An 8043-nucleotide genomic window follows, 5' to 3' on the forward strand; every position below is an offset into this window, starting at 1 on the left:
TGACCAATCTTGGCGGTGCAAACCCGCTGCTGTTCACCGGCCATATTGCCTATTTTTCCCGTTACCCGCGATCGCCTGCCCGTCGTGCCGAGCCTTGCTCGGCAGAGGCTCTACCGGTAAGGCTTCAGCCGAGCATGGCTCGGCTCTACCGGGATCGCAGGCATTTTCAGCTTCGCGGCTTACGCCGCTCCTACAAACTCCAACAGCACTCAGTACAGATCCATCGGGTCCACATCCAGCGACCAGCGCACGCGGCGCGCCTGCGGCAGACCATAGGCCTGCGCCATCAAGCCATCCAGCGCCGCATGCAACGGTCGCCGCTGCTCGGCTGACAGCAACAGCTGTGTGCGCTGGAAACCGGCACGGCGCGGCATCGGTGCCGGCATCGGTCCAAAGCGTTCGACGTCGTTCTGTCTGGGAAGCAGGTGCTTGAGCGCAGCAAGGAATTCATTGGCCTGCTCCACCTGCTTGGCTTCGGCACGCAGCATGGCCATATGCGCGAACGGTGGAAATCCGGCCGCTTCGCGCTGCAGCAGTTCGGCTTCGGCAAAGGCGTGGTAACCGCCGTTGACCAAGGTGTGCAGCAAGGCGTTGTCCGGATGATGGGTCTGCAGCCAGACCTCGCCGGGGCGCTCGGCTCGACCGGCGCGGCCGGCGACCTGGATCAACTGCTGGGCCAGTTTTTCACTGGCACGGAAGTCGGACGAGAACAGGCCTTCATCGATGCCGACTACCACCACCAAGGTCAGCTTCGGCAGGTCATGGCCTTTGGCCAGAATCTGCGTGCCAACCAGGATGCCGGGTTGATCGCCGAGGGTTGCCAGCGTCTGCTCCAGCGCATCGCGGCGACTGGTGGTGCTGCGGTCGATGCGCAGCACCGGATAGTCCGGAAACAACTGCAGCAGGCGTTCTTCCAGGCGCTCGGTACCAATGCCCTGCGGTTGCAGGGCAAGGCTGGCGCAATCCGGGCAGGCCAGTGGCACCGATTGGCGCGCGCCGCAGTGATGGCACTGCAGCCGTCGGCCGCCGCCGTGCACGGTCATCGGTGTCTTGTGCAGTGGTGTGCTGCAGCGTTTGCACGGTGCGGTCCAGCCGCAGTCATGGCAGAGCAGCACCGGCGCATAGCCGCGGCGGTTCTTGAACACCAATACCTGGCTGCCGGCTTTCAGCTGCTGCTCGATGCCGACCAGCACTTCCGGTGACAAACCATCCTGCAGCGGTCGCTTGCGCACGTCGAATACGCGCACGCCCGGCGGCTTGGCGTCGCCGGCACGCTGCTGCAGACGCAGATGTGTGTAGCGACCGCTGCGTGCGTTGTGCAGGGATTCCAGTGATGGCGTTGCGCTTCCCAGTACCACTGGCACGTTCAATGCCTTGCCGCGGACCATGGCGAAATCACGCGCGTGGTAGCGGATGCCGTCCTGCTGTTTGTAGCTGCCATCGTGCTCCTCGTCGATCACGATCAAGCCAGCCTGCGGCAGTGGCGTGAAAATCGCCGAGCGGGTGCCGACGATCACCCGCGCTTCGCCGCGCGAGGCGGCTGCCCACACGCGTGCACGTTCGTTGTCGTTCAAGCCCGAGTGCAGCGCATGTACGGGAATCCCCAAGCGGCTGCGGAAGCGCTGCAGGGTCTGCGGGGTCAGGCCGATTTCCGGTACCAGCACCAGCGCCTGCTTGCCTTGCCGCAGGCAATGGCAGATCGCCTGCAGGTAGACCTCGGTCTTGCCGCTGCCGGTAACGCCGTCGAGCAGGAAGGGCTGGAAGCCCTCGGCCGCCTGCAGTGCGTCGATCGCGTCTTGCTGCTGCGGGTTCGGTACCGGGCCGGCGACGATACGTGGCTGCGGAATCACTGCCGCCACTTCGATGCGCTGCGCGTGCTCGCGCTTGAGCAGCGCGCGGGCGGCACTGCGCCAGTCTTCAAGCTGATCGTCCAGCAGGTCTTCATTGACCGCAGCTTCCAGCAGCAGCGTGGCCAGACGTTGCGGGCGGGTACCGCTGCGCAGGCGGTCATACCCGGCGCGACCGGCCTCGGTCAGTTCCCAGGCCCAGCCGTGGGTGTCGGGCAGCGGCTCGCCGCGTCGCAGCGGTGCGGGCAGCGCGGTGGCGATCACCTCGCCCAGCGGGGCGTGGGTATAGCGTGACAGCCAGCGCAGCGAGGCGCTGAGTTCGCCCTGCAGCAGCGCGGCCTCATCCAGCCATTGCAGGGCCGGGCGCAAGGCCGCCGGGTCATCGCTGTGGCCGATGGCCTCGACCACCCCGACCAGCTCGCGCGGACCGAATGGCACCCGCAACCGACGTCCCACATCGCTGGCCTCGGGCGCGGGGGCGCCGGCCGGGGGCAGGTAGTCGAACAGCTGTGGCAGGGGCACCGGCAGGGCGAGGCGCAGAGTGGGGCAGGCAGGCATGGACCAAGTTTAGCCGTAGGCGGAGGTTTGGCTGCCGCCATTCACCCGCGTCCAGATGCTGTGAAGTCCTGCATAAATGCGGCGTAAACGCTGGCTGCGCTTGGAGATTTATTGTTATCCACACTTCCTGTGGATAACTCTGTGGGTGAGTAATGTGCTCCACGCGTTCAGGGCGATGGAGCAAGCCTTTGGGTCAACTTGGTCAAAAAATAGCCACATGAAATATTCAATATAAATCAACAGGTTATCCGTGAAACAAAAAAGAAATACAGTCTCACGGCGGCTTGCTTGAGTCGCTTGTCATAGCGTATTGACGCTGTGCACAAGTTGCTGCAGGGGCTTGCAGAATCGGTCCGGTGATGGCCTGGGGCGTCGGCAGCAGGGTGTGCGCTCGGTATCATCACGGCATGACGGAGTTCACATGATGGCTGCACCAGCCCCTCTTTCGCCGGCCGCAGCCAATGCTCTGTCCGCCTTTTTGCGCGGGGTGGAACGCCGCGCCCTGGTAGTTGCTGAATTGCAGGCCGGCGATGCCGCCGTCGGCGAGCGTGCGGTGGCCGTGGCCATGCGTGCCTTTGCCGGGCATGCCGCGCAGCTGCTGATGGTCGAATGGCCGGCCCGCTTCTGGGGCCTGCTGTGCAGTACCCCGCAGTTGCTGAAGCCAACCAGCCCGGGCAACTGGGAGCCAGCTTTCGCCCATATGGGCACGCTGGCAGCGGGCGAGCGCCTGGCGCTGCTGCTGCGGATTGGTGCCGGCCTGGACGAAGCGCCCGCCTCGGCGGTGCTGGGTGTGGACGCCAATGCCTATCGGCAAGCCTTGGCTGGTGCCTGCCCGCTGGATGCCGGTGGTCGCCCGGATGCTGCCAGCTGGCGCGCTTTGGCCGAGCAGGTGCAGGCGCTGATCCGCGACCTGTCGCCGCCGCGCCTGCAGCAGCTCGAACAGCTGCGCGAATCGGTCATTACCGGTGCCTTGCCTGCCGCCTCCGCTCCAGCCGCTACTGCAAGCAGCAACCCGCGCGTGGAAGACGGCCGTCGCCGCAAGCCCGCACCGCGGCGCAAGCAGTCCAAGCCGTGGACGCTGCGCACCTGGCTGCTGCTGTGCCTGCCGCTGTTGCTGCTGGCAGTGGTGGCGTTGTGGTGGTGGCGTTCGCATACGGCAGTGAGCGCCGACCCGAATGGCGGCAATGGGCTGGCCGACAATGGTCCGGTGCAGGTGGAATCGCTGCCCGACGACAGCACCCCGGCCGGACCGGGCGCAGACCCGCATGCGGCCGCCGATGCAGCCATGTTGGCCGATCCTGCGTTGGACACGGCCCGTGATGCCGATTTCCATGCCTGGTATGCAGCCGGTGGCCCGATCCCGGTGGATGAATCACAACCGCAGCCCAGCCGTCCGGAACCGGTCGGTGCTGCGCTGGAGACGAGCGATGCGGATGAGTAAGTTCGGCTTGGTCTGGCTGGTGCTGATCGTGGCGCTGCCCTTGCATGCTGCCGCACCGACCGCCGTGCCAGTGCTGCCGCCCAGCCCCGTCACCAACATCGTCGTCAGCACGCAAAGTGCCTGGGCCTCGATGAGCCCGGAGCAGAAGCGCGAGGTTCGCAGCCGCTATGCAACCTGGCAGGCACTGCCGGCCGGTGAACAACAACGCATCCGCCAGGCAGCGGCAGCAATCGCGGCATTGCCGGACGCGCAGCGCCAAGCCCTGCGTGCGCGCTATATGGCTATCGACCAGATGCATCGCGATGGTTGGTTGCTGGGCCCGCAGCTGGGGGTGTTGTATCCGCGCCTGCAGCCCTTGCTGGGCTTCCTGCCGGCCGCCGAGCGCGAGCCGGTGATCGCCCTGCTGCGGCAACTCGATGCCGCCCAGCTGGAACAGCTGAGCCTGATTTCGCAGCGCACCCCGCCGCAGCAGCGTGAAGAACTGCGTACCCAGTTGCTGGCCTTGGCACCGGCGCAGCGTGATGCCTGGCTGCGCGAGAAAGTGGGGCACTAAGTGCCTCGCTGTGCGCCGCCGCTCCGCCCGTTCATCCGCGGTGCGGGGCCGTAACTGCCTCGCCACGCTAGAATAGGCGGCCCGCGACCCGGCATCTGTGCGCTTCCTGCGCCGGCCGCAGTCTGCGTCTTCTTTGTTTATGTCCATGTCTCCCGCCACGCCGCGCTTCATGCAAGAAGTGCGGACGACCGGTCTGCTTGCCCTGCCTCTGGTGCTGGGCCACGTTTCCACCGGTCTGATTGCTTTCGTCGACAACACCATCGCTGGCCACCATGGCACCGATACCTTTGCTGCGGTCAGCATCGGTACGGCCTTGCTATGGCTGCCGATGCTGGTGCCGATCGGCACCTTGATCTCGCTTACCGCGTCGGTATCGCAGCTGCACGGCGCTGGCCGTGACCGCGAAATCGGCCCTTTGTTCCGCCAGGCACTGTGGCTGGGCGTGGGTTTGAGCGCGTTGATGTTCCTGTTCCTGAGCGTGGTGCCTGCGTTCCTTCCAGCGTTCGGTATCGCCCCTGAAATCGTGCCAGGTGCCACCGACTTCCTGCATGCCATCCGCTGGGGCGTGCCTGCGCTGACCCTGTACTTCTGCATGCGCTACCTCAGTGAAGGCATGCACTGGACACTGCCGACCATGCTGATCGGTTTCGGTGGCCTGCTGGTGCTCGGGCCCTTGGGCTATGCACTGTGCAACGGCAAGTTCGGCTTCCCCGAGATGGGGGCCGAAGGCTTGGGCATCGCTTCCTCGGTGACCATGTGGGTGCAGGCCATCGCCTTCGCCACCTACCTGTGGACCACCAAGCGCTTCGCCCACCTGCAGCTGTTCAGCCACTTTGAACTGCCGCGTCCGCGTGCGATCTGGGACCTCCTTCGCACTGGCCTGCCGATTGGCATCACCGTGCTGATGGAGGGTGGTTTGTTCATCATCACCGCGCTGCTGATTGGCCGCATCGGTGCCACCGAGGCCAGTGCGCACCAGATCGCGATCAACGTGGCGCAGCTGTGCTTCATGATCCCGATGGGCGTGGCTGAGGCCACCACCGTGCGTGTCGGCCATGCCGTGGGCAGCAACGATCCGCTGGGTGTGCGCCGGGCAACCTGGGCCGGGTATGCCATCGTGCTGGTGACCCAGATGGTGTCGATCACCGCCTTGCTGCTGGGCCATGACGCGGTGGTTGGCTTGTATACCGACGACCTGGCGGTGGCTGCGTTGGCCTCCACCTTGTTGTTGTACGCGGCCACCTTCCAGATCCCCGACGGCATCCAAGTGCTGTCCGCTGGTGCCCTGCGTGGGCTCAAGGACACCCGCGTGCCGATGTTCATTGCCATGTTCGCCTACTGGGGCGTGGGCATGCCGGTCGGCGCCGGGCTCGGACTGGGCCTGGGCTGGGGGCCGCAGGGCATGTGGATTGGCCTGATCATTGGTTTGACCGTGGCAGCGGTGCTGTTGGGTTGGCGGCTGCGGGTCAGCAGCAACCGGCATATCGCCCAGGCTGCCCCCTGACTTAAAGGCCATGCCGGTGGCCTCCGGTTATGCGTATCCTGACTTGCAACCAGCCCCAATCGGAGCGTCCATGAATCCCCCCCCTGTGCCACGCCGTAATCCCGTTGCCAGTTTCTTCATCGGCATTTGGGACGTGATGAACTTTACCCGGCGGTTGATCCTCAACCTGCTGTTCTTCGGCTTGTTGTTCCTGATCCTGATCGTCTTGATGGTCGCGGTGGGCAAGGGCGCTTCGTCGGCGCCGGCGCTGCAGGAAGGCACCACCTTGGTGATCGCTCCGGAAGGCCGGCTGGTCGAGCAGTACAGCACCGACCCGCTCAGCCGCGCGCTGGGCAAGGCGCTGGGTGAAACCAATGCCGAAGAGCTGCAGCTGCGCGATCTGATCCGCGCCATCGAAGCGGCCAAGGACGACAAGAAGATCAACCGCGTGGTGCTGCAGCTGGACAAGCTGCAGCCCAGCGGCTTCGCCTCGATGCGTGAAGTGACTGCTGCGTTGCAGGACCTGCGTGCTGCCAACAAGCAGGTCGTGGCCTTCAGCGAGAACATGGGCCAGTCGCAGTACCTGTTGGCCGCGCAGGCCGATGAGGTCTATCTGGACCCGATGGGCGGTCTGTTGCTGGAAGGCCTGGGCCGCTATCGCCAGTACTTCCGCAGCGGTCTGCAGGACAAGCTGGGCGTGGACGTGCACCTGTTCAAGGTGGGCGAGTTCAAGTCTGCTGCTGAGCCTTACGTGCTCGACGCCGCCTCGCCGCAGGCCAAGGAAGCCGATCTGTTCTGGATGAACGACGTGTGGCAGCGCTACCTCGGCGACATCGCCAAGGCACGCAAGCTCGACGCCGCGCAGCTGGCCGCGGGCATCGACACCCTGCCGGAAGGCGTTGCCGCCGCCGAAGGCGACCTGGCCCGTTTCGCCCTGCAGCAGAAGCTGGTGGATGGCCTGAAGACCCGTGAAGAAGTGGACGCCCTGCTCACCGAGCGCGGCGTGGCCGACGGCGATGCTGACGGTGGCTACCGCCAGATCGGCTTGGGCGACTACCTGACCCAGCTCGACGCACGCCGTTCGCCGATGGATTCGCGTCCGCAGGTGGCGGTGGTGGTGGCCGAAGGCGAAATCGGCGGCGGTGACCTGCCGGCCGGTCGCATCGGCGGCGTCTCGACCTCGGCGCTGTTGCGCGAGGCACGCGACGACGACGACGTGAAGGCGGTGGTGCTGCGTGTGGATTCGCCGGGTGGTGAAGTATTCGCTTCCGAGCAGATCCGTCGTGAAGTGGAAGCGCTCAAGGCCGCCGGCAAGCCGGTGGTGGTGTCGATGGGTGACATGGCCGCATCCGGTGGTTACTGGATCAGCATGAACGCCGACCGCATCTATGCCGACGAATCCACCATCACCGGCTCGATCGGCATCTTCGGCATGATCCCGAACTTCGCCCGCAGCCTGGACAAGATCGGCGTGCACACCGACGGTGTCGGCACCACCCGTTTTGCTGGCGCGTTCGATGTGACCCGGCCGATGGACCCGGCCGTGGGCCAGGTGATCCAGTCGGTGATCAACAAGGGCTACGCCGACTTCACCGGCAAGGTCGCAGCGGCACGCAACAAGCCGGTTGAAGCGGTGGATGAAGTTGCACGCGGCCGCGTGTGGAGCGGTGCGCAGGCCAAGGAGCGCGGTCTGGTCGATGCCTTCGGTGGTTTGAAGGCGGCCGTTGCCGATGCCGCGCAGCGCGCCAAGCTTGGTGAAAGCGACAAGTTCCGCGTGCGTTACATCGAGAAGGCAGCCACTCCGTTCGCGCAGTTCATGACCGGCTTTGCCGGCAGCCGCGCCGGCGCCTGGATGCTGGCCGACTCGGGCGTCGCACGCATGCTGATTGCCAAGCAGATGCCGGAACTGGACACCCAGCTGCGCTTCGTTGAAGACGCAGTGAAGGACCGCAATGGTGCCCCGGTGAAGTCGCTGGCGTATTGCTTCTGCGGTTTGTAAGCGAGCTCGCTTGATGTGTAGTGACAACGCCGCCCAAGGGCGGCGTTGTTGTTTGTGCATGTAGTGCCGAGCCATGCTCGGCAGAGGCTTTCCAAGCAATGCCCGTGTAGTGCCGAGCCATGCTCGGCAGAGGCGTTACCGGTAAAGCCCATTGCCGAGCAT

General features: G+C 65.3%; 5 protein-coding genes. 4 read left to right on the forward strand and 1 reads right to left on the reverse strand.

The window, feature by feature from the left end; all coding sequences use genetic code 11:
* Positions 1-209: 209 nt before the first annotated feature.
* Positions 210-2405, reverse strand: a complete 2196-nt coding sequence (locus ACVOMB_RS20355) for a primosomal protein N' (RefSeq protein ID WP_481532846.1) — start codon at positions 2403-2405, stop codon at positions 210-212.
* A gap of 421 nt (positions 2406-2826) precedes the next feature.
* Here ACVOMB_RS20355 and ACVOMB_RS20360 point away from each other — a divergent pair, with 421 nt between their 5' ends.
* The 4 genes from ACVOMB_RS20360 (at position 2827) to sppA (ending at position 7881) form a co-directional block, all read left to right on the forward strand.
* Positions 2827-3846, forward strand: a complete 1020-nt coding sequence (locus ACVOMB_RS20360; RefSeq protein ID WP_481532847.1) for a hypothetical protein — start codon at positions 2827-2829, stop codon at positions 3844-3846.
* The gene (locus ACVOMB_RS20365; protein WP_481532848.1) at positions 3833-4399 is read left to right on the forward strand and encodes a DUF3106 domain-containing protein; all 567 of its coding nucleotides are present in this window, start codon (positions 3833-3835) and stop codon (positions 4397-4399) included. The genes ACVOMB_RS20360 and ACVOMB_RS20365 overlap by 14 nt, the downstream gene beginning before the upstream one ends.
* 139 nt (positions 4400-4538) lie before the next feature.
* On the forward strand, positions 4539-5903 hold the full coding sequence (locus tag ACVOMB_RS20370) for an MATE family efflux transporter (RefSeq protein ID WP_481532849.1): 1365 nt from the start codon (positions 4539-4541) through the stop codon (positions 5901-5903).
* Positions 5904-5973: 70 nt separating this feature from the next.
* Positions 5974-7881, forward strand: a complete 1908-nt coding sequence (gene sppA, locus ACVOMB_RS20375; protein WP_481532850.1) for a signal peptide peptidase SppA — start codon at positions 5974-5976, stop codon at positions 7879-7881.
* Positions 7882-8043: the final 162 nt, after the last annotated feature.

Source organism: Stenotrophomonas sp. STEN018 (genome assembly GCF_056760235.1).

Excerpts from the sequence above, each read along its gene's own strand:
- ACVOMB_RS20355 (WP_481532846.1), bottom strand. The coding sequence starts at position 2,405 with ATGCCTGCCTGCCCCACTCTGCGCCTCGCCCTGCCGGTGCCCCTGCCA.
- ACVOMB_RS20360 (WP_481532847.1), top strand. The coding sequence starts at position 2,827 with ATGATGGCTGCACCAGCCCCTCTTTCGCCGGCCGCAGCCAATGCTCTG.
- ACVOMB_RS20365 (WP_481532848.1), top strand. The coding sequence starts at position 3,833 with ATGCGGATGAGTAAGTTCGGCTTGGTCTGGCTGGTGCTGATCGTGGCG.
- ACVOMB_RS20370 (WP_481532849.1), top strand. The coding sequence starts at position 4,539 with ATGTCCATGTCTCCCGCCACGCCGCGCTTCATGCAAGAAGTGCGGACG.
- sppA (WP_481532850.1), top strand. The coding sequence starts at position 5,974 with ATGAATCCCCCCCCTGTGCCACGCCGTAATCCCGTTGCCAGTTTCTTC.